Origin of the sequence: Pontibacter saemangeumensis (assembly GCF_039541895.1) — a bacterium.
Lineage (GTDB): Bacteria > Bacteroidota > Bacteroidia > Cytophagales > Hymenobacteraceae > Pontibacter > Pontibacter saemangeumensis.
Window position 1 is genome coordinate 90,215 of sequence record NZ_BAABHC010000011.1, and the last position, 21,369, is coordinate 111,583.

Below are 21,369 nucleotides of genomic sequence, written 5' to 3' on the forward strand. Positions count from 1 at the left end.
TATATGGACAGAAGAGAATCACTTAAGGCCATTGTGCTGGGCACTGTTTCCTCGGCGTTTCTGCTGGAGTCCTGCGGCGACACCAAAACCGAAGAGCAGGCGGCACAAGTACTCGACACGCCACCGGAGACTGCGCCACTGCCAGGCCGCATGCCGGAGGAGATCGCCCATTTAAAGGAGATCACCTCCAGGACCTTCTTCACAGAACCGGAAATGGCCACCATCACCATACTGGCCAACATCATCATTCCGGAGGATGAAGTAAGCGGCAATGCGTCTGATGCCGGCGTGCCTGACTTTATCGAATTTATCGTAAAGGATAAGCCGGAGTTCCAGACGCCGATGCGCAGCGGACTTAAGTGGCTGGATATACAGTGCCAGGACCGCTACGAAAACCCGTTCCGGGAGTGCAGCGAAAAGCAGCAACTGGAGATAGTGGATGCCATCGCCTACCCCGAAAAGGCAGCGCCGGAAATGAAGAAAGGGGTTGCCTTCTTCAGCCTGATGCGCAACCTGACGGCCACCGGCTTCTTTACCTCCGAAATGGGCGTGGAAGACATCGGGTACGTAGGCAACCGCCCAAACCAATGGCAGGGCGTGCCGGAGGAGGTGCTGAAGGAGCACAACCTGGCTTATACCGAGGAACAACTGCGCCAGTGCGTGACAAACGGGCGGAACGTGTAGGCTATCTATAGCCACTAAGTTCAACAAAAAAAGACGCCGTTTATATATAGCTTATATATAAACGGGGAAACACAGATTATATATAAACAACCACAAAATGACATCTAAAATACTAATGACTACGCTGCTGGCCGGCAGCTTTTTTATGGCACAGGCACAGCAAAAGGCAAAACCGGAAGACACTGAAGTTTGGGAGCCGATACCTGAAAAGGTAACACCGGGAGAGGTGCGCATCGAAGCCCCTTCGGATGCAACCATCCTGTTCGACGGGAAGAACCTGGACCAGTGGGTGTCGGTGGAGGACAGGAGCAAGCCGGCGCAGTGGAAAGTGGCGGACGGTGTGATGACCGTGAACAAAGCGGTCGGCAACATCGAAACCAAGAAGGAGTTTGAGGATTACCAACTGCATATCGAGTGGAAAATCCCTGAGAACATTAATCTGGAGGGGCAGGCACGCGGCAACAGCGGCATCTTCCTGGCCTCTACGGGCAAAGGCGATGCGGGCTACGAGCTGCAGGTGCTCGACTCGTACGATAACAAAACCTACGTGAACGGCATGGCTGGCAGCATCTACAAGCAATTTGTGCCGCTGGCGAACCCCACCAAAAAACCGGGCGAATGGCAAAGCTATGATGTGTTCTGGAAAGCCCCCACTTTTAAAGCGGATGGCTCCGTGGAGACGCCGGCGCGGGTAACGGTGCTGTTGAACGGGGTACTGGTGCAGAACAATGTGGAGTTGCTGGGCCCGACGCAGTATATCGGCAAGCCATCCTACAAGCAGCACGGTCCCGCTCCCATCAAGCTACAGGCGCATGGCGACAAGAGCGTGCCGATCAGCTTCCGGAATATCTGGATCAGGGAACTGTAACGGATTATGCATAAGTCAGGTCATATATAAAACCTGGCTTCAACACAGTCTAATACAAAAATTAACTTCACCCACCCGCAGCAGGAAGAGTATACCTGTAGCCGGTGGGTGAGGCATATATGGAAACGTGTTATTAAAACCGACAGACGGCTATTGTTGCTACGGATAACACTACAGCGTCATATCGTGGTACACAGCGGTATCCGGATCCAGGGTTTCGGCTGAGTCATCTTCTATACCCGGCCGAACGTCCGTTGGCGTTTCCGCCTCTGTTTCCATTGTATCCATCTCCTCTGCCGCAGTGTTCGCGCCCTCCCCGCCACAGGCGGTAAAGGCAAACGCCATGAAGGCTATCATCGTTTTCTTTTTCATATCCAGGCTGCTTTCTTATCCAATTAAGTAATTTGCTATATAGGATGGTACGCAGTTTGGGACTTTTTGGGAGAATGATTTTACAGAAGCAGTTATATATCATGGTGAGTTTATATATCGTCCAGGTAGCCAAGCAGAGCAATCCTCTATATGTGATGAAAAACGAAGCGGCTGCCCCATCTGGGGCAGCCGCTTCGTTTTGATATATGGATATATAAACTTAGCCTTAGATCATATCGCTGACAAGTGCCGGGGCTATGCCTAACAGGATTGTAAGCACGGTGATGAAGATGAGCATAAACGAGGAAAAGCTGTTTACCTGGATAGGCTCCTGTTCCTCCGCCGGGTGCAGGTACATGGCGATCACGACCCGGAAGTAGTAGTAGATGCCCACGGCTGCCAGCAACACGGCAATTACCACCAGCCACATCATATTGGCATCCTGCAGCACCGCCGCGAACACGAAGAACTTGGCGAAGAATCCGGCCGTCAGCGGGATTCCTCCCAAAGAGCACATAGCAACCGTCATGGCAAACGCCAGCAGCGGGTTTGTCCTGCCCAGCCCGTTGAACGACTCATATACCTCGCCGCCGCGCTGGTTCTTCACCATGCCCATCACCCCGAATGCCGCCACCGTTGCCGTAGAGTAAGCCAGCGAGTAGAACAGAATAGAGGAATCAGAGTGTTGGTTAAATGCTATCAGCGCCATCAGCAGGTAACCCGCATGCGAGATACTGGAGTAAGCCAGCATGCGCTTCACGCTTGTCTGCACCAGGGCACCCACGTTCCCCACCACCAGCGTCAGGGTCGTGATAGCGACCAGCGTCGGGAACCAACTGGCGTACGAGGCACCGAAAGCAGCTGCCATTAATTTGTAGAACGCCGCAACGCCCGCCGTCTTCACCACCGTGGACATAAAGGAGGTAAAAAAGGTAGGGGAGCCCTCGTACACATCCGGTGCCCAGAAATGGAACGGTGCAGCCGATATTTTAAAGGAGATACCGATGATGACCATCAGCAGGCCCAGCAGGAACATCGCGTTGATCACCCCGTCGGTGGCTGCCTGCGCGGCACCGATCTCGGTGATGTTGAACGTGCCGGTCGCGCCATATATCAGCACGATGCCGAACAACAGGATGCCGGTGAAAAAAGAACCCATCAGGAAGTACTTCAGAGCGGCTTCGTTCGAGCGGAGGCTCTTTTTGTCGCTTCCCGCCAGCACGTACATGGCAATGGAGAGGATCTCAACGCCCACAAACAGCATCAGCATGTTCTCGTAGCTCACCATCATCACGGCGCCTACCAGCGAGAAGAGCAGCAAAGAGTAGAACTCCGCCAGGTTCTCGTCCCGGTCGTCCACGTAGCGCTGCGAAAAGGGCAGCATCAGCAGGGTGGTGAGCACCATAATGCCCGTAAAGGCCACCGAATAATTGTCGATGGTGAGCATGTTGCTGAAGTAACTCTGGGTGTCGTTCCAGCTAAACAGGTTGGCGCCAAACACCACCGCCAGAAAAAGCAGTGCCAGTGGCAGCAGGATTTTCTTGGAGTTCGCGAAGCCAACAAAGAGGTTCACGATGCCAAAGAGGGAAAGAAGTATGATCGAAGTCATGTCGTCGTGTTTCCTGTAAATTTCTTTATCTGTTTCGTGGCCGCTAGCGGTTGATGATGTTCAGCAGGTTGCCCACGGCAGGCTCTGAGATGCTCAGGAACGTGTTCGGGAACAAGCCGATCCAGAACACCATGATCACGAGCGGGATCAGCACCGCCTTCTCGTTCAGGGTCAGGTCCGTGAATACCTCTGTGGCCACAGACTTCGGGCCGAACATCACGCCCTGGAACATGCGCAGCATATAAACCGCACCTAGGATGATGGTTAAGCCAGCCACCCCTCCGAACCAGTAGTTGTACTGGAACACGCCCGACAGCAGCAGGAACTCACCCACGAACCCGTTGGTGAGCGGCAGCGCCACCGAGCCCAGCAGCAGGATCATAAAGCAGATCGAAAGGGCCTTCGCGTGCTGCGTGATACCGCCCAGGCTTGTGATCTCCCGCGTGTTGGTGCGGCTGAAGATGATGTCGATGATAAAGAACAGGCCCACCACGTTAATGCCGTGGCTCAGCATCTGGATCACGCCGCCCTGCAAACCCTGCTCGTTTAAAGTGAAGATACCGGCCGCAATCAGGCCCACGTGCGCAATGGAGGAATAGGCGATCAGGCGCTTCAGGTCGCGCTGGCGGATGGCGATGATGGAGGCATATATAATCCCGATGATCGAGAGCACCAGTACCACGTCCGCCCATTGGCTCACGCCGTACGGCACCACGGGCAGCAGCCAGCGCAGCACCCCATATATACCCATCTTCAGCATGATGCCCGACAGCAGCATGGTGGCCTGCGTCGGCGACTCGGTGTAGGTGTCGGGCTGCCAGGTGTGGAACGGGAACACCGGCATTTTGATGGCGAACGCGATGAACAGGAACCAGAAGATCCAGCTCTGCGACTCGCTCGACAGGTTCAGGTTATAGAAGGCGAACACCTCGGAAGAGTGGTTGCCCGGCGTCTGCAGGTACAGGTACACGAAAGCCGCCAGCATGAACAGCGAGCCGAAGATGGTGTACACGAAGAACTTGATCGTAACCGGCACCCTTCTGGCCCCACCCCATATTGCGGCTATAAAGTACACGGGGATAAGCGCCAGCTCCCAGAAAAAGTAGAACAGGAACGCATCCAGCGACACGAAAACCCCGATCAGGCCGGTCTGCATGAACAGGATAAGAGCGTAAAAGGCATTCGGGTTTTTAACGGGGTGCCTGAAGGAGGAAAGCACGATGAGCGGCACCAGGAAGGTGGTGAGCAGCACCATCAGGAGGCTGATGCCGTCCATGCCGATGGTGAAACCGATGCCCAGACTCTCGATCCAGGGGAAGGAAAGCGCCATCTGCATGCTGCCGCTGGCTGAATTAAAGCCCACCAACGCAACCAGGGAAATGGCGAATTCAATAAGTGCCGCCACAAAAGCCACCGTTCTGGCAGCTTGCCCTTTCAGGAGCAACACCAGCAGTGCAGCTAAGGCAGGCCAGAAAAGTAATAGAGCTGTAATCATCTTCTAAGAATCTTATCCGATAAAGAAGTTTAAAAATAGGATCAGCACGATGCTGAACACCATCATGAGCACGTAGAAACTGATGGTCCCGCTTTGCGCGTAACGCAGCGTGCGACCGCTTTGCGTCGCGAATTTGCCAAAGCCGTTCACCACGCCGTCCACCAGCACCGTATCCACGAAGCGGTACAGAACAGTGGAGAGCCACATCACCGGCCGCACAATGACCGTGTTGTAAAGCTCGTCGATATAGTATTTGTTGTAAATGAGGTTGTGGACAGGGGACAGGCGCTCGCCCTCCGGCACCGGCACCGTCTTTTTGCTCACGTACATTACGTAGGCAATGATGGCGGCTATCACGGCCACGGCTACCGATATCCCCATCAGCATCCATTCAGTGGCATGGTCGATGTGCAGCGGCGCCACAGCAGCTGCATTGGCTACGCGGGCGAAGCCATATATAGGCGACAGGTAGTTCTGCAGCACATGGCTGTTCTCGGCAAACACGGCCGGAATACCAAGGAAACCACCCACCGTGGACAGCACGGCCAGCACGATTAACGGGATGGTCATAGAAGCCGGGGACTCGTGCAGGTGATGGCGCTGCTCCTCGGTGCCCCGGAAGGTGCCGAAAAAGGTCAGGAACACGAGGCGGAACATATAGAAAGACGTCATAAAGGAAGCCAGCAGGCCAAGCGCCCACATCAGTTTGCTGTGCTCATATACATGTGCCAGCAGCTCGTCTTTGGAGAAGAAGCCGGCAAACGGCGGGATACCGGCAATGGCCAGTGTGCCGATCAGGAAGGTGAGGAACGTGATGGGCAGGTACTTGCGCAGGCCGCCCATGCTGCGGATGTCCTGCTCGTTGCTCATGGCGTGGATCACAGAACCGGCGCCCAGGAACAGCAGTGCCTTGAAGAAGGCGTGCGTGAGCACGTGGAACAGCGAAGAGGAAAAGGCCATCACGCCCAGTGCCAGGAACATATAGCCCAGCTGCGAAACAGTGGAGTAAGCCAGCACCTTCTTGATGTCGTTTTGCGCCAGACCGATGGTGGCGGCCACGACAGCCGTCACCACGCCCACAATCGCGATCACCTCCAGGGTAGTCGGGGCCAGTACATACAGCACGTTGGAGCGCACCACCATGTAAATACCCGCCGTTACCATGGTCGCGGCGTGGATCAGGGCCGAAACCGGCGTCGGGCCCGCCATCGCGTCCGGTAGCCAGGTAAACAGCGGAATCTGCGCGCTCTTACCCATCGCCCCCACAAAGAGCAGCATCGTAATCGCGATCATCACCCCTGAATCGACGCCACCGGCGTAGCGGGCCGCCTCAGCGAACACCTGCGGATAGCTCACGCTGCCGAAGGTGATGAAGATCAGGAAAATGCCCAGCAGGAAGCCCAAATCCCCGATGCGGTTCATGATAAAGGCTTTCTTGGCGGCGTTGTTGTAGTTGGTGTTCTTGTTCCAGAAACCGATGAGCAGGTAGGAGCAGAGCCCTACGCCTTCCCAGCCCACGAACATCATCACGTAGTTGGAGCCCATCACCAGCAGCAGCATCGAGAACATGAACAGGTTGATGAAGGAGAAGAACTTGCCGAAGTTCTCGTCGTGGCTCATATACCCGGCCGAGTACAGGTGGATGAAGAAGCCGATGCCCGTCACCATCAGCATCATGAGCAGCGTCAGCTGGTCGATGAGGAAAGAGAAGCCGATGCGCATGTCGCCCACCGAGATCCAGTTGTAGAAATCGACGGTGTAGGCGCGGCTGCCGTTGGCGGTAAAATCCAGGAAAAGATAGATGGAAATGAGGAAGGCCGCCAGCACGGTGCCGCAGCCGATCAGGCTCACCAGCCCGTTGGCCAGCTTCCTGTTGCCCAAACCGTTCAGGACAAAGCCCAGGAAAGGCAGCATCGGAACGAGCAGACAGAGCAGTGCCATGGCTTGGTTATTACTCGGCATTACAATCTCTTGCATTTGTATAGTCGGTTATATATGCTGTTGAGTGATCAGGGATGAAGCTGCTACCACTTCAGGTAGTTAAGCAGTTGCACGTCCGTGGAGCGGATGTTACGGTAGGTCATCACGATAATGGCGAGGCCCACACAGACCTCTGCGGCCGCCACGGCCATGATAAAAAACACGAATGCCTGTGCGCTTGCGTCAGCGCGGTAAGCGGAAAGGGAGGTCAGCAGGACGTTCACAGCATTCAGCATCAGCTCCACGCACATAAAAATCACGATGGCATTGCGGCGGGTCAGAACCCCGATCACTCCGATGGCAAAAAGCGCTGTGCTGAAAAACAGGTAATATTCAAGTGGAATGGTTCTGATAACCTCAGGTATCTGGTTCATTTTCTGTGGGCCTGAACGTATTGCTGGTTAAATACTCTGCTAAAACTAAGGCGCAAAGTTATCCCCTATTTTCAAATAAACATAACTTAATTTGAATCTTCTTTGAAGGCGCAGCGAGTGGTTTTACCCCCTGATTTGGGCATTTTCACCCTTGCTGCCACCCGCGTGGCGCGGTTTGGGAGCCGGTTATATACCAACGGGGCAGGTTTCCGTAGTTAAGGTTAATTTTGACCTGATCTCCCTATATGAACTTGAAGTGTATCCTGCCTGTTTCTCTTGCCATCCTGGCCCTGACGGCCTGTAAAACCGAACAACCCGCCACCTCAAGGCTGGCCTCTGCCGAAACCCTTATGAAAGAAGTCCAATTAAAAGCCACCGTGCAGCAAGCGCAGAAGTATGAGCAGCTGCCCTCCGCCTCCGGCATCGAGCTGGTCGACAGCACTTATTACGTCGTGGGGGACGACTCCCCGTTTCTGTACCAGCTGGACGCGCAGTTTAACCTGACGGAGCGGCACGTGCTGTTCGACACGGCAGCGTTTGCCTCGGGCCGCATCCCGAAACCCCTCAAGCCTGATCTGGAGAGCATGGCGCACTTCACCTATGGCCGCGACCACATGCTGCTGCTGCTCGGCTCCGGCTCTAGCGAGATGCGTAACCGGGCCTTTGTGGTGAACCTCACGGAGGGAATGGCGGTAAAGGAGCTGGATTTCAGCCGCCTGTATCTGTTTATGAGGCGGGTGCTGCGGATAGAGGCGGAGGGCGAGTTGAACCTGGAGGGCTTTGCCATGGACGACACTTATACTTATATCATGCAGCGGGCTATCGGCTCGGGCACCAATGTGCTGTTCAGGTTTAACTCGAGTAACTTCAAAGACTTTGTGATAAACGACGGTGATATCCCGGTTGCGGCGGTGTATCACTTTGCGCTTCCGCAGGTAGAGGGCTATACGGCCGGCCTCTCCGGGGCCTACGCGCTCAACGACCGGCTCTTCTTCACGGCTTCTGTGGAGAACACGCCCAATGCCGTGGAAGACGGGGAGGTGCTGGGGAGCCTGGTGGGGATGATCGACCTGAACGCCTTGCCCTATGCCTCCGACGCCGCCAACCCGATGCAGGTGCCGGCGGTGCAGCTTAAGAACCCCGACGGTTCCGTTTACAAGGGCAAGGCAGAGTCGTTGGTGGTGCAGGCGGGAGAAGGCGGTGTCTATAACCTGATCGTGGTGTCGGATGACGACCAGGGCGGCTCCGAGCTGCTGCAGATTCAGTTAGAGGTGGAGCAGTAGGGCTTATGGCGACCTGTCAGGATATATAACAAAAGAGCCAGCGCTATGACAGCGCTGGCTCTTTTGTTATATATGGATTTGCTGGTTTCTTAGAAGTGCTGCTCGCCTGCCTCTTTCTTACCGAGCATCACGGCTCCCACCATGGCTACCAGGAACAGCACAGAGGCCAGTTCGAAGGGCAGGAGGTACTCAGTAAACAGCACCTGGCCTAAGTTTTCTACCATGCCCACCTGTGAGTTATAGGTATCGGGGTTGTAGCCTTCTATCACCGAGTCTTTCAGTGCCGCGATCATCACCACAAACAGCAGGCCGCCTGCTATTACACCGGCCACCTTGCTCAGCACCGATACCTTGGCATGGCTCTCCGTTTGCTTGCTCACGTTCAGGAACATAATCACGAACAGGAACAGCACCATGATGGCCCCGGCATATACGATGATGTTAACGGCAGCCAGGAACTGCGCATTCAGCAGGATATAATGGCCGGAGATGGTGAAAAAGGTGATAATCAGGAACAGCACGCTGTGCACCGGGTTCTTGGAAATCACCACCATCAGGGCGCACAGCAGCGTGAGCGAGGAAAGAAAATAGAACAGGTTCTCTGTCATCGGATTATTTCGTTTCAGTAGTCTTTAATGGCTCCACCAAACGGTCTTTGCCATATATAAATTCATCGCGCTCGAAGCGGGCGGGGGCCAGTTTGTCGTCCTGCAGGAAGATCGCCGCTTTGGGGCAGGCTTCCTCGCAGAGGCCGCAGAAAATGCAGCGCAGCATGTTCACCTCGTAGGTCACGGCGTACTTCTCTTCGCGGTACAGGTGCTCTTCGCCTGCCTTGCGCTCGCCGGCCGTCATGGTGATGGCTTCGGCAGGGCAGGCCACGGCACAAAGTCCGCAGGCGGTGCAGCGCTCGGCGCCTTTCTCATCGCGCTTCAGCACGTGCAGGCCGCGCCAAATCTCGCTGCGCTCACGCGTCTGCTCCGGGTACATAACCGTAGCTTTCTTTTTGAAGAAGTGCTTAATGGTAATGCCGAGCCCCTGCGCAATAGCAGGCAGGTACGCGCGCTCCGCGAACGTCATCGGCAGCTTCTCTACGTTCTTTCTTCTATTGGTAAGTGGTTCCATTTATGTCAGCTTGTGATTGTCGTCGTGTGTCTCCTGCCTTAACAGGGGAGGCGCCGGCAACATTCAAGTTTAGGTACTTTAATTTAAAACAGGTAATCTTTCAGGACGATAGCCCCGCCTGTCAGCACGATGTTCAGGATGGCGAGCGGGATCAGGATCTGCCAGCCCAGCTTCATCAACTGGTCGTAGCGGAAGCGCGGAAGCGTCCAGCGCACCCACATGAAGAAGAAGATGAACAGGAATATCTTCGCGAACATCACTCCCACGCCAAGCAGGGTCACAATGTTATTGGCCGTTACCGCGCTCTCCGTGGCATCGGCCAGCCACGCCTCCAACTCCAGCATGAACGGGAAGTTGTAGGCGCCGAAATACAGCGTCGCCATCACGGCAGAGGCCACGAAAATGTTGATATACTCCGCGAACAGGTACATGCCCAGCTTCATGGAGCCGTACTCGGTGTGGTAACCACCGATCAGCTCGGCCTCACTCTCCGGTAAGTCGAAGGGCGTGCGGTTGGTCTCGGCAAAGGCGCACACCAGGAAGATGATGAAGCCCAGCGGCTGGTACCATATGTTCCAGTTAAAGCCCGCCTGCTGCGCCGCGATCTCACGCAACGAGAGGGAGCCGGTCATCATTAGGATCGCGATCAGCGAAAGTCCCATGGCCAGTTCGTAGCTGATGTTCTGCGATGCCGCGCGGATGGCGCCCAGCAAAGAGAACTTGTTGTTGGAAGCCCAGCCCCCGATCATCAGGCCATATACGCCCAGCGACACAACCCCGAACACGTACAGCACGCCGATGTTTACCTCGATTGCCTGTAGAAACACCTCGCGCCCACCCACCAGCAGCATATCTCCAAACGGGATAACAGCGCTCGACATGGTGGCCACGATCATTGCGATGCCGGGACCAAGGATGAACAGCGCCTTGCTCGACCGGGCAGGGATAAAGTCCTCTTTGAAGAACAGCTTGCCTGCGTCGGCCAGCGGCTGCAGCAAGCCCATCGGGCCCGCGCGGTTCGGGCCCACCCGGTCCTGGATAAACGCGGCGATCTTACGCTCGAAGTAGGTGGAGTACGTCGCTATCAGCAGCGTGATACTGAAAATCACCAGAATGTAAATGCCTTTATATATTAGGTCTACTGACTCCATATGTTATTCCTGCGGCAGGTTTTTCTTCGTGGACACTGGTAGGTTTGGTACGATCGGCACGTTGAGCACCGGCAGCTCGTAATGGTTCGCCGAGATCACGGAGTGGCGGTCGATGTGGCGCGGGCCTTCGATCGTCCAGTCTTTCGTCTCTTTCTTATCGAAGCGGCAGGTGTTGCAGATAAACTCCTCCACCTCATTGTACTGGTCTTTGCGGGCCGTTACGCGCAGTACTTCCTCGCCACGGGTCCAGAGCGTTACCTTGCCGGAGCAGGTAGGGCAGTCGCGGTGCGCGTCCAGCGGCTTCGTGAACCACACACGGTTCTTGAAGCGCCAGGTTTTGTCCGTGAGGGCGCCTACCGGGCATACGTCAATCACGTTGCCGGAGAAGTCGTTGTCGACCACGTTCTCTATATAGGTGCCGATCTCGGCGGCGTCGCCCCGGCCCAGTACCCCGTGCACGCGCTTCTCCGTAATCTGGTCGGCCGTATATACGCAGCGGTAGCACAGGATGCAGCGCGTCATGTGCAGCTGTATATAGGGGCCGAGGTCTACTTTGTTGAAGGTGCGGCGCTCTTCCTCGTAGCGGGTGGCGCTCACGCCGTGCTCGTAGGAGAGGTCCTGGAGGCTGCACTCCCCGGCCTGGTCGCAGATCGGGCAATCCAGCGGGTGGTTGATGAGCAGCATCTCCACAATGCTCTTGCGGGCATTCAGCACTTCCTCGTTTGTCGTGTTCTCTACCACCATGCCGTCCTGCACCTGCGTGATGCACGAGGCAACTAGCTTGGGCATGGGGCGGGTGTCTTTGGCGGAGCCCTGCGTTACCTTTACCAGGCACACGCGGCACTTGCCTCCGCTGCCTTTCAACGGGGTATAATAACACATGGCAGGCGGCACTATTTTGCCCCCGATCTTTCTTGCGGCCTGCAGAATGGTAGTTCCGTCTTCTACCTCTATCTCAATGCCGTCAATTGTTACTTTAGCCATTATTTCGTGGTTCGTTTATCGTTGTCCGTTTTTGGTGAGAAGCAGAACAACGAACGATTTTAGCTTTACTTGTTATATATCCTTTTGCCTTCCTGTATGGTCCTGGCAGGAGGGAAATTTCGCCGCTCCTTCTCGTAAACCAGGCGCTTTCAGAATGACAGGAAAATTTGTTATATACTTACGCTGTTACAGTGTCTAACTGGCCTCTGTATACCGCGCCCGTGGCCGTGGCCTCTTTCGGGTATTTTATATGCCACTCAAACTCATCGCGGAAGTGGCGGATAGCGGCGGCCACCGGCCATGCCGCGGCATCGCCCAGCGGGCAGATGGTGTTGCCTTCTATCTGCTTGGCCACGCTTACCAGCAGGTCGATATCCTGCTGATGGCCGTGGCCGTACTCGATGCGGTGCAGCACTTTCTCCATCCAGCCGGTTCCTTCGCGGCACGGGCTGCACTGGCCACACGACTCGTGGTGATAGAAGCGGGCGTAGTTCCACGTGTTGCGCACGATACACTGCTCCTCATCAAACACGATAAAGGCGCCGGAGCCCAGCATGGAGCCCGTTACAAAGCCACCGTCAGACAAAGATTCGTAAGACATCAGGCGGTCTTCACCGGCTGCCGTTTTCAGGATCAGGTTGGCAGGCAGAATCGGCACGGAAGAACCTCCCGGCACCACGGCCTTCAGTTGCCTCCCTTTCCAGATGCCGCCGCAGTACTCGTCGGAGTAGATGAACTCCTCCACTGGCACGCCCAGCTCAATTTCATATACCCCCGGGTTGTTGATGTTGCCGCTCGCAGAGATCAGCTTGGTGCCGGTGCTGCGGCCGATGCCCACTTTGGCGTACTCGGCGCCGCTGTTGTTCACGATCCACGGCACGGAAGAGATCGTCTCCACGTTGTTCACCACCGTCGGGCTCTGGAAGAGACCCTTCACCGCCGGGAAAGGGGGCTTGTTACGCGGGTTGCCGCGCTTGCCCTCCAATGATTCCAGCAGGGCTGTCTCCTCGCCGCATATATAAGCGCCGCCACCGGGCGCCACGTGCAGGTCGAGGTCGTAGCCGGAGCCGAGGATGTTCTTGCCCAGCAAACCGGCCGCGTATGCCTCGGCAATCGCTTTCTCCAGGATGCGCAGGATAAACATCAACTCACCGCGGATATAGATATAGGAGGTGTTGGCACCCAGCGCATAGCTCGACGTGATCATCCCCTCGATCAACCCGTGCGGGTTTTTCTCCATGTACCAGCGGTCTTTGAAGGTGCCTGGCTCAGACTCGTCGGCGTTGCAAACGAGATAACGCGGAACGCCCTCGGGTTTGGCCAGGAAGCTCCACTTCATACCCGCCGGGAAGCCGGCACCCCCGCGGCCACGGAGGCCGGAGGTTTTCACCTCTTCCACCACCTCGGCCGGGGTCATCGTTTTCAGGGCTTTCTCTACCGATCTGTAGCCGCCGTGCTTCCGGTAAACCTCCATCTTCTCGATGCCGGGTACGTTTATATGTTCGGTTAATATCTTCAGTCCCATTTCAGCAGGATATATAACTTAGCAGTGGCTTATATATAGGCACACTGGCTGTTTTTCTGTTTGTTTTATATATGTAAGGCTCTCTAACGAAAGGCGAGCAACTTGATTCTTACGCCCTTGCTGGTGTTTTCACCAGCAAGCAGTTTGGCCGCTGACGTTTTGGTTGTTGGCGAAAACACCAACAACGGCACAGGGTTTTTTCTGGTCTTTTGTCTACTCTTACTTCGCCCAGGTTGGTACTTCGTGCTCTTTCTGGCGCATCATCGCAAGGAACTCGTCCACGCGCGCCTCGCTGTCGAGGTTCTCGTAGTAGAGCTCGCGCACCTGCAGCATCGGGCCCGTTCCGCAGGAAGCGAGGCACTCCACCGGCTTGAGCGTGAACATGCCGTCGGCGGATGTTTCGCCTTCCTCGATGTTGAGCTTGCGCTTCAGCGTGTCGATGAGCTCATCGGCGCCGCGCAGGCAGCAGGGGCCGGTGCGGCACACTTCCAGCACGTGCTTGCCCACCGGCTTCAGGTTGAACATGGTGTAGAAAGTGGCCACCTCATATACCTCAATCGGCTGGATGCCCAGGATCTCCGCGATCTTGTCCATCGCCTCGGGACTCACCCAACCGCCCAGCTCGGCCTGCGCAATGTGCAGCATCGGCAGCAGGGCCGACTTCTGACGGCCTTCCGGGTAGTGGCTGATGTAGCGCTGCATCTCGGCCAAAGCCGCCTCAGAAAACTTTACTTTGTTTATAGTCTCTGCCATTTTTCAGGTGTCATTGATCCTTTATCAATGATCAATGTTAAAATGATAATTGATAAATGTTAAGCGTCCAGCTCTCCGGCAATCACGTTCAGGCTGCTCAGCGTCAGGATCGCGTCCGCCAGCTGGCCGCCTTTGATCATCTCGGTGTAGGCCTGGTAATAGATAAAGCATGGCCGGCGGAAGTGCAGCCTGTAAGGCGTGCGGCCTCCGTCGCTGAGCAGGTAGAAGCCCAACTCGCCGTTGCCGCCCTCCACACTGTGGTACACCTCGCCCACCGGAATATCGGCCTCGCCCATCACAATCTTGAAGTGATAGATCAGCGCCTCCATGCTGGTATATACCTCCTGCTTTGGCGGCAGGTAATAGTGCGGCGCATCAGCGTGATACGAGCCCTCCGGCAGGTTTTTGTAGGCCTGCTCGATAATCTTCAGGCTCTGCCACACTTCCTCGTTGCGCACCAGGAAGCGGTCGTAAGTGTCGCCTTTGGAGCCAACCGGGATTTCGAACTCGAAGTCCTCGTAAGACGAGTACGGGTTCATCACGCGCACGTCGTAATCCACCCCCGTGGCGCGCAGGTTAGGACCGGTAAAGCCGTAGTTGAGCGCACGCTCCGCTGAGATAGCGCCTACGTCTGTTGTCCGGTCGATGAAGATGCGGTTGCGGGTCAGCATTTTCTCAAACTCCGCCCATACTTTCGGGAAGCGCTTCAGGAACTCCTCAATCAGGTGCAGGGCCTTCGGAGAAAGGTCGCGCTCCATGCCCCCGATGCGGCCCATGTTCGTCGTGAGGCGGGCACCGCACATTTCCTCATATATATCGTAGATGTGCTCGCGCTCCTGCATCACGTAGAGGAAGCCGGTAAAGGCGCCGGAGTCCACACCCAGGATCGAATTGCAGATCAGGTGATCCGAGATACGGGCCAGCTCCATCATGATCACGCGGATGTACTGCGCCCGCTTCGGGATGGTGATGCCGAGCAGCTTCTCCACCGTCATGTGGTACCCCATGTTGTTGATCGGGGACGAGCAGTAGTTCATGCGGTCTGTGAGCGGCGTGATCTGGTAGAACGGCCGGCGCTCCGCTATTTTCTCGAAGGCGCGGTGAATGTAGCCGATGGTGGGCACTGCGTCCACGATCTTCTCGCCGTCCATCTGCAGGATATTCTGGAAAATACCGTGCGTGGCCGGGTGCGTGGGGCCCAGGTTCAGCGTGGTAAGGGGCCGCTCCTCCTTCAGGGCAAGCCCGTGGTCTTGGCGGAACTGCTCCAGTTCGGTGAGCACTGCGGTTTTATTTTCAGTAGCCATGCTATATATACTTTGGTTGTCTGCTGTTACCTGCCCGGGTGTGCCGGGCATATAGCAGCGGTTGACTTAACGCCCGAAAAACGTGTCTATCTTATCTTCTCTGGTCAGGTCCTCCAGCGGGTACTGCTTCAGCATCGGGTGGTACTCCATCTCGTCGATGTTGAGTATCCGCGTCAGGTTCGGGTGGCCGGTGAAGATGATGCCGTAGAAGTCGAACGTCTCGCGCTCCATCCAGTTAGAGGAGGCGTAGATGTTGGTCAGCGTCGGCATGATAGGCTCTGCGCTCGGGAAGAACACCTTGATACGGAGGCGGTAGTTGTGGCGCAGGCTGTGCAGCTGGTACATCACGCACAGTTCCCTGTCTTTCTGGTCGGGGTAATGGACACCGCACAGGGTGGTGAGGAAGCGGATTTGCAGCTCCTCGTCTTCGTACAGGTATTTTATCAGGTCGATGATCGACTCACGGTTCGTGGTGATCGTCATGATGCCATCCGGGCTGTAGGGGTCCCGGATGTTGTCTTCCCCAAACTTGCTTATGATTTTACCGAGTACGTTTTCGTTCGTAAGCTCCATTTGCTTATTTAATGTTATAAGAGGCCAAAAGTGCCTGGTACTCCGGAGAGTTGCGGCGGCGCAGCGACTCATTGGCTGCCAGGTCCTGCACGCGCATCAGGCCGTCCAGTATCTGCTCCGGGCGGGGCGGGCAGCCCGGCACGTACACATCCACCGGCACCACACGGTCGATGCCCTGCAGCACGGAGTAGGTGTCGAATATACCGCCGGAGGAGGCGCACGCCCCCACGGCGATCACCCAGCGCGGCTCCGACATCTGCTCGTACACCTGCTTCACCACGGGGCCCATTTTCTTGGCGATCGTGCCCATCACCATCAGGATGTCTGCCTGGCGCGGGGAGAAGCTCGGGCGCTCCGAGCCGAAGCGGGAAATGTCGTAGTTGGAGCCCATGGTGGCCATGAACTCAATGCCGCAGCAGGAGGTGGCAAAGGGCAGCGGCCACAGCGAGTGCTTGCGGGCCAGGCCGATTACTTTCTCGAAAGAGGTGGCGAAAAAGCCGGCACCCGACACACCATCCGGCGCGTCCACTAATTTGATATCGTTATTTGAATCGCTCATTTGAAGGATAATTTGATCTTACAAGTGTGGGCTTCGATGCCCCATGTTTCAACACACATGCACTTGTAAAAGTTTAATGTCCTATTCCCACTTCAGGATGCCTTTTTTGATCACGTAGAAGAAGCCCGCCATCAGCAGCGACATGAACACGATCATCTGCAGAAAACCCTCCATCCCGAACTCTTTGAAGTTAACGGCCCAGGGGTAAAGGAAAATGATCTCCACATCGAAAAGTACAAACAGGATGGCGGTCATGAAGTATTTGTAGGAAATGGGCGTGCGGGCGTCGCCTACCGACTCAATGCCACTTTCCCAGGCGGCGTCTTTCACGGCGCTGCTTCGCTTGGGCCCCAGCAGGTGCGTGAGCGTGAGCGCGAAAATCACAAAGCCAAGGGCGGCTGCAAACTGTATGAGAATGGGCAGGTAGTCAGACGGTACATACTGATCCACAGTTGGTTCCATAAGGCGGTAATCCTTTTTTTAAGTTGGCAGCAAAATTAGGTATAAATAGCCAACAATCAAAAGCATATATCCATCGTAGATTGTGCAAAAAATATTGGGAGCGTGGCCGTCTCAGGCATATATAAAAGCCGCACCGGGACGGCCCCGACAACACAGCGGCCATGCTCCTTTCAGAACATGGCCGCTGGTATATATAAGCTGGTCTTCGGTTACTTATCCTCGCCCAGGAACGGGTAGCGGTAATCGGTGGCCGGGTTCAGCGTTTCCTTTACGGAGCGAGCCGATACCCAGCGCAGCAGGTTCAGCATAGAGCCGGCCTTGTCGTTGGTGCCGGAGGCGCGGGCGCCGCCGAACGGCTGCTGCCCCACCACGGCGCCCGTCGGCTTGTCGTTGATGTAGAAGTTGCCGGCGGCGTCGCTGAGCTTCTTGGTGGCGTACTCGATGGCATAGCGGTCCTTGCTGAAAATAGCGCCTGTCAGGGCATAGGGCGACGTGGCGTTTACCAGCTCCAGCGTGTCTTCCCAGTTATTCTCGTCATACACATAGAGCGTGATCACCGGGCCGAAGATCTCCTCGCACATGGTGATGTACTGCGGGTTGTGCGCCAGCAGCACCGTCGGCTCAATGAAGTAGCCCTTCGACTTGTCAGTTTTGCCGCCCGCGATCACCTCCGCCTCGTTGCTCTCCTTCGCATTGTCTATATACCGGGCGATTTTGTCAAACGACTTCTCGTCGATCACGGCGTTGATGAAGTTGGAAAAATCCTCCGGCGGCCCCATCTTGAAGGACTTCAGGTCTTCGATCACGTACTCCCGCACCTCGTCCCACAGGTTGCTGGGTATATAAGCGCGCGAAGCCGCAGAGCATTTCTGGCCCTGGAACTCAAAGGCGCCGCGGGTAATGGCCGTGGCCACCTGCTTTGCTTCAGCAGTCCGATGGGCTACGATAAAGTCTTTGCCCCCTGTCTCGCCCACGATTCGCGGGTAGGTTTTGTACTTGTGGATGTTGTTGCCGATGGTCTTCCAGATGTTCTGGAAAACGCCGGTGCTGCCTGTGAAGTGGATACCGGCAAAGTCGGCGTGGCTGAACACCACGTCGCCCGTCGTAGGCCCGTCTACATAGATCAGGTTGATCACGCCATCCGGCAGGCCCGCCTCCTGCAGCAGCTCCATGATCATGTGCGCGGCATATACCTGGGTGTGCGCGGGCTTCCATACCACCACGTTGCCCATCAGGGCTACGGAGGTCGGCAGGTTGCCGGCGATGGCGGTGAAGTTGAAAGGCGTCAGGGCAAACACGAAACCCTCCAGCGGACGGTGCTCCATGCGGTTCCAAACGCCCGGCGATGACTCCGGCTGCATGCGGTATATATCCGTGGCGTACTGCACGTTGAAGCGCAGGAAGTCGATCAGTTCGCAGGCAGAGTCGATCTCGGCCTGGTAGGCATTCTTCGACTGGCCCAGCATAGTGGCCGCATTCAACCTTGCTCTCCACGGCCCGGCCAGCAGCTCGGCGGCTTTCAGGAAAATGCTGGCGCGGTGCTCCCAGGCCATGTTCGACCACATCTCGCGCGCAGCCAGGGCCGCGTTGATGGCTTGTTCCACGTGGGACGCGTCGCCTTCGCTGAAATGGCCCAGGATATGCCGGTGGTCGTGCGGCTGCACCATGGGTTGCTTGTTGTCGGTATATACCCGGTCGCCGCCAATGTACATCGGCACATCCAGCTGCTTCGACTTCAGCTCTTTGTAAGTGCGCTGCAGTTCCTCCCTTTCAGGGGAGCCGGGAGCATATGATTTTACGGGTTCGTTAACGGGAGTTGGTACTTTGAAGAATCCGGTTGCCATGCGTATGTGCGTAAGATTTAAAGTATAAGTAAAGTATTCCTTCCGGCGCTGCACAACAGCTGCCTTGCGGCGCAAAGGTACGGCTTTTTGCCCGGAAAAGCGCCATTCAGGCCGCAGTTCTGCCCTTAACCCGGCCATACAGGCGCTTCAGAAGTGAAAAAAGCAGTCCTGCCGGCGCTTGCTGCATACGGCCCTATATGGAAGGAGAGGGCGGGGTGCAACTATATGGCCGTGCCGAGGTTCCTGTGTAAACCAGGGTGGTGACGGGGGTATATATAGGAGCGGTTGTTGTTACAGCAGTTGCTTCAGCTCGCTCAGGCAGCTGATTTCGTAGGTGGGCCGGGGGCTGCGCCTGTGGCTGGTCTTCTCGGGGTTAAAAAACACCTGGTCGATGCCGGCATCGCGGGCTCCGGCAATGTCGCATTCGTAGTTGTCGCCGATCATCAGGCACGCTTCCGGCGCCACCCCGATGCGGCCCAGCAGGTGCTCGAACATGCGGCGGTCCGGCTTTTTGTAGCCGCAGCACTCCGACGTCACGATCTCCCGGAAGTAGGGGTGCAGGTTTGAGGAGCTCATTTTGATGTGCTGCACCTCTTTAAACCCGTTGGTGATGATGTGCAGGCCGTACCTGGGCTTGAGGTACTCCAGCACTTCGTATGCGAATGGGAACACGGCGGTTTTGGTAGGGCACAGTTGTATATAGGCCTCCGATATGCCCGCTGGCACCTCGTGCGGCTCCAGCCCAAGCCCCGTCAGGGTTTTCACGAAGCGGCTCTCGCGCAGCTCCGCCTGCTTGATGCGGCCCTTGTTGTAGAGGTCCCAGAGGCGCATGTTCACAAATTTGTACTTTCTGTAAAAGGAGCTGCAGTCGAACTTGCCAAAGCTGCCAAGCGCAAACTGGTCATATAAGGCATACAGGGTTTCCTCGGAGTTTTTCTCAAAGTCCCAGAGGGTGTGGTCAAGGTCGAATAAAATGTGGGCGTATGTTTTCATGCGGAAAAGCAGCGTAAGAGTAGGTAAAACGCGCTGGTGGAACGGATGTTTTGAGAATTGCATTATTTAAGTGCAGAACACGGCGGTACCACACCTGGTTGAAGGCAATATAATCCCGGTTTGCGGGTTATGTGGGGGCAGGTTAAAGCTACTGGGCAGTCCAGCGACGGGTTTGCAGTTTGTTCACAGCCAGCTCGCGGTTTGAGAACAGAATCTGGTACACCTCGGCATCTTTCTGCAGCACCGCGTCGCGCTCCATATAGGAGAAGATCTGGTTGATAAAGTCCACGGCCTCGTCTTTCACGGTGTAAAACACCCACTGGTCCATCTTGCGTGGCGACACAATGCCGGCGTTGCGCAGGTAGGAGAGGTGGCGGGAGGTCTTGGTCTGTGTGAAATCGAGCACCTGCTCCAGATCTGAGGTGCACATTTCCTTGTGGTGCAGTAGCAGGTGGAGGATGCGGATACGTGATTCGTCGGCGAGGGCCTTCAGGACCTGCTCGCCAAAAGAAAGACTGAAATGCTTAAGTCTCATAAATAGGTCGGGCGCAGAACAAATTTAGGTAAAAGCAGCTAGTATAAAAGATAAATATAGTATAATTGTAGCACATGGATTTTTCTGAACACCCGTTTCTTTTCAATGCAAAGCCTTTTAAAAGGCTCTTGCTGCCACTTCTGGGCCTGCTGCTTTTCCTCTGCACCCCGGAGCAGGCGGCAGCGCAGCGACAGGCGCGCGTGGTGCAGCTCTCGGGCTTTGTGGCCACCGGCGACAGCTTGTACGGCGTAACCGGTGTCAGTATTTTTGTGCCGGGCACCGGCCGCGGCACGCAGTCCAACGAGTATGGCTTCTTCTCGGTGCCCGTGCTGGCCGGTGACAGCGTGCTGTTCAGCGCCATTGGCTTTAAGCGGCAGTACCTGATCATCCCGAAAACATACAGCAGCGAAAGCTACTCCATTATCATGCAAATGATAGAAGACCCCACCGAGCTCCCGACGGTGGATGTGTTCCCATGGGCTACCGAGCGTGAGTTCAGGGAGGCCGTGGCCAACGTGAAGCTGCCCGATGAGGGCCGGACCATCGCCATGCGCAACCTGGACCCCGAGCGCCTGGCGGAGCTTTTTAAGACCACACCCATGGACGGGTCCGGCAATTTCAAGTATGGCATGGAGCAACAGCGGCTACAACAGCAAAACCGCCACATGATCCAGACGGGCATCAGCCCCTTTGCCATACCGGCGCTTATCAAGTCGCTGATCAACGGCGACTTCAAGCAGAAGTAACAGCGCTTTTCCCTCTTCCTACCCTTATTCCGATTTCCCTTCGTAACACTACAGCACAGCCGGCTTTGCTGCGCATGGCAGGTTCCGGGGGCATTATATGCCTTTGGCCCATGCCTTATTTCCGAATTGCCGGCAAGCAAAGCCGGCGGCTGG

At 56.0% G+C, this 21,369-nt stretch carries 22 protein-coding genes; 4 read left to right on the plus strand and 18 right to left on the minus strand.

The window, feature by feature from the left end:
• The first annotated feature begins 3 nt into the window (after window positions 1-3).
• The gene (locus ABD920_RS10310) at window positions 4-684 is read left to right on the plus strand and encodes a gluconate 2-dehydrogenase subunit 3 family protein (RefSeq protein ID WP_345158805.1); all 681 of its coding nucleotides are present in this window, start codon (window positions 4-6) and stop codon (window positions 682-684) included.
• 97 nt (window positions 685-781) lie between these two features.
• Entirely contained in the window at window positions 782-1,552 is a 771-nt protein-coding gene (locus ABD920_RS10315) for a 3-keto-disaccharide hydrolase (RefSeq protein ID WP_345158807.1), read from the plus strand.
• Between the two features lie 171 nt (window positions 1,553-1,723).
• Here the strand turns inward: ABD920_RS10315 and ABD920_RS10320 are convergent, their stop codons facing one another.
• The 5 genes from ABD920_RS10320 to nuoK all read right to left on the minus strand — a co-directional run bounded on the left by ABD920_RS10320 (window position 1,724) and on the right by nuoK (window position 7,382).
• A complete protein-coding gene (locus ABD920_RS10320) occupies window positions 1,724-1,924 on the minus strand; it encodes a hypothetical protein (protein ID WP_345158808.1) in 201 nt (66 codons plus the stop codon).
• A 226-nt stretch (window positions 1,925-2,150) separates the two neighbouring features.
• Window positions 2,151-3,533, minus strand: coding sequence for an NADH-quinone oxidoreductase subunit N (locus ABD920_RS10325; RefSeq protein ID WP_345158810.1), 1,383 nt, complete (start codon window positions 3,531-3,533; stop codon window positions 2,151-2,153).
• A 43-nt stretch (window positions 3,534-3,576) separates the two neighbouring features.
• Complete coding sequence (locus ABD920_RS10330) at window positions 3,577-5,028, minus strand: complex I subunit 4 family protein (RefSeq protein ID WP_345158812.1); 1,452 nt, start codon at window positions 5,026-5,028, stop codon at window positions 3,577-3,579.
• Between the two features lie 12 nt (window positions 5,029-5,040).
• Window positions 5,041-6,969, minus strand: coding sequence for an NADH-quinone oxidoreductase subunit L (gene nuoL, locus ABD920_RS10335; protein ID WP_345158813.1), 1,929 nt, complete (start codon window positions 6,967-6,969; stop codon window positions 5,041-5,043).
• 83 nt (window positions 6,970-7,052) lie between these two features.
• A complete protein-coding gene (gene nuoK / locus ABD920_RS10340) occupies window positions 7,053-7,382 on the minus strand; it encodes an NADH-quinone oxidoreductase subunit NuoK (RefSeq protein WP_345158815.1) in 330 nt (109 codons plus the stop codon).
• Between the two features lie 245 nt (window positions 7,383-7,627).
• On the opposite strand from nuoK, the gene ABD920_RS10345 reads away from it, so the two are divergent.
• Complete coding sequence (locus tag ABD920_RS10345) at window positions 7,628-8,665, plus strand: DUF6929 family protein (protein WP_345158817.1); 1,038 nt, start codon at window positions 7,628-7,630, stop codon at window positions 8,663-8,665.
• 89 nt (window positions 8,666-8,754) lie between these two features.
• On the opposite strand, the gene ABD920_RS10350 is transcribed toward ABD920_RS10345, so the two are convergent.
• The 13 genes from ABD920_RS10350 to ABD920_RS10410 all read right to left on the minus strand — a co-directional run bounded on the left by ABD920_RS10350 (window position 8,755) and on the right by ABD920_RS10410 (window position 20,470).
• Window positions 8,755-9,273 (minus strand): NADH-quinone oxidoreductase subunit J family protein, encoded by a 519-nt coding sequence (locus tag ABD920_RS10350; RefSeq protein ID WP_345158818.1) that lies wholly within the window; start codon window positions 9,271-9,273, stop codon window positions 8,755-8,757.
• Between the two features lie 4 nt (window positions 9,274-9,277).
• Complete coding sequence (locus tag ABD920_RS10355; protein WP_345158819.1) at window positions 9,278-9,787, minus strand: NuoI/complex I 23 kDa subunit family protein; 510 nt, start codon at window positions 9,785-9,787, stop codon at window positions 9,278-9,280.
• A gap of 83 nt (window positions 9,788-9,870) precedes the next feature.
• Entirely contained in the window at window positions 9,871-10,938 is a 1,068-nt protein-coding gene (nuoH, locus tag ABD920_RS10360) for an NADH-quinone oxidoreductase subunit NuoH (protein ID WP_345158820.1), read from the minus strand.
• Between the two features lie 3 nt (window positions 10,939-10,941).
• Complete coding sequence (locus ABD920_RS10365) at window positions 10,942-11,922, minus strand: NADH-quinone oxidoreductase subunit G (RefSeq protein WP_345158821.1); 981 nt, start codon at window positions 11,920-11,922, stop codon at window positions 10,942-10,944.
• A 178-nt stretch (window positions 11,923-12,100) separates the two neighbouring features.
• Window positions 12,101-13,447, minus strand: coding sequence for an NADH-quinone oxidoreductase subunit NuoF (gene nuoF, locus ABD920_RS10370; protein WP_345158822.1), 1,347 nt, complete (start codon window positions 13,445-13,447; stop codon window positions 12,101-12,103).
• A gap of 219 nt (window positions 13,448-13,666) precedes the next feature.
• A complete protein-coding gene (locus tag ABD920_RS10375; protein ID WP_345158823.1) occupies window positions 13,667-14,200 on the minus strand; it encodes an NADH-quinone oxidoreductase subunit NuoE family protein in 534 nt (177 codons plus the stop codon).
• Window positions 14,201-14,259: 59 nt separating this feature from the next.
• Window positions 14,260-15,504 (minus strand): NADH dehydrogenase (quinone) subunit D, encoded by a 1,245-nt coding sequence (nuoD, locus tag ABD920_RS10380; RefSeq protein WP_345158824.1) that lies wholly within the window; start codon window positions 15,502-15,504, stop codon window positions 14,260-14,262.
• A 66-nt stretch (window positions 15,505-15,570) separates the two neighbouring features.
• A complete protein-coding gene (locus ABD920_RS10385; RefSeq protein WP_345158826.1) occupies window positions 15,571-16,077 on the minus strand; it encodes an NADH-quinone oxidoreductase subunit C in 507 nt (168 codons plus the stop codon).
• A gap of 4 nt (window positions 16,078-16,081) precedes the next feature.
• Complete coding sequence (locus ABD920_RS10390) at window positions 16,082-16,636, minus strand: NADH-quinone oxidoreductase subunit B (RefSeq protein ID WP_345158827.1); 555 nt, start codon at window positions 16,634-16,636, stop codon at window positions 16,082-16,084.
• Between the two features lie 81 nt (window positions 16,637-16,717).
• A complete protein-coding gene (locus ABD920_RS10395) occupies window positions 16,718-17,098 on the minus strand; it encodes an NADH-quinone oxidoreductase subunit A (protein WP_345158828.1) in 381 nt (126 codons plus the stop codon).
• A 209-nt stretch (window positions 17,099-17,307) separates the two neighbouring features.
• The gene (pruA, locus tag ABD920_RS10400; RefSeq protein WP_345158829.1) at window positions 17,308-18,942 is read right to left on the minus strand and encodes an L-glutamate gamma-semialdehyde dehydrogenase; all 1,635 of its coding nucleotides are present in this window, start codon (window positions 18,940-18,942) and stop codon (window positions 17,308-17,310) included.
• A 291-nt stretch (window positions 18,943-19,233) separates the two neighbouring features.
• Window positions 19,234-19,935: a YjjG family noncanonical pyrimidine nucleotidase gene (locus ABD920_RS10405; protein WP_345158831.1), complete on the minus strand. Its 702-nt coding sequence runs from the start codon at window positions 19,933-19,935 to the stop codon at window positions 19,234-19,236.
• A 148-nt stretch (window positions 19,936-20,083) separates the two neighbouring features.
• Window positions 20,084-20,470: an ArsR/SmtB family transcription factor gene (locus ABD920_RS10410; RefSeq protein ID WP_345158833.1), complete on the minus strand. Its 387-nt coding sequence runs from the start codon at window positions 20,468-20,470 to the stop codon at window positions 20,084-20,086.
• Window positions 20,471-20,544: 74 nt separating this feature from the next.
• On the opposite strand from ABD920_RS10410, the gene ABD920_RS10415 reads away from it, so the two are divergent.
• Window positions 20,545-21,216, plus strand: coding sequence for a peptidase associated/transthyretin-like domain-containing protein (locus ABD920_RS10415; RefSeq protein WP_345158834.1), 672 nt, complete (start codon window positions 20,545-20,547; stop codon window positions 21,214-21,216).
• Window positions 21,217-21,369 lie beyond the last annotated feature (153 nt).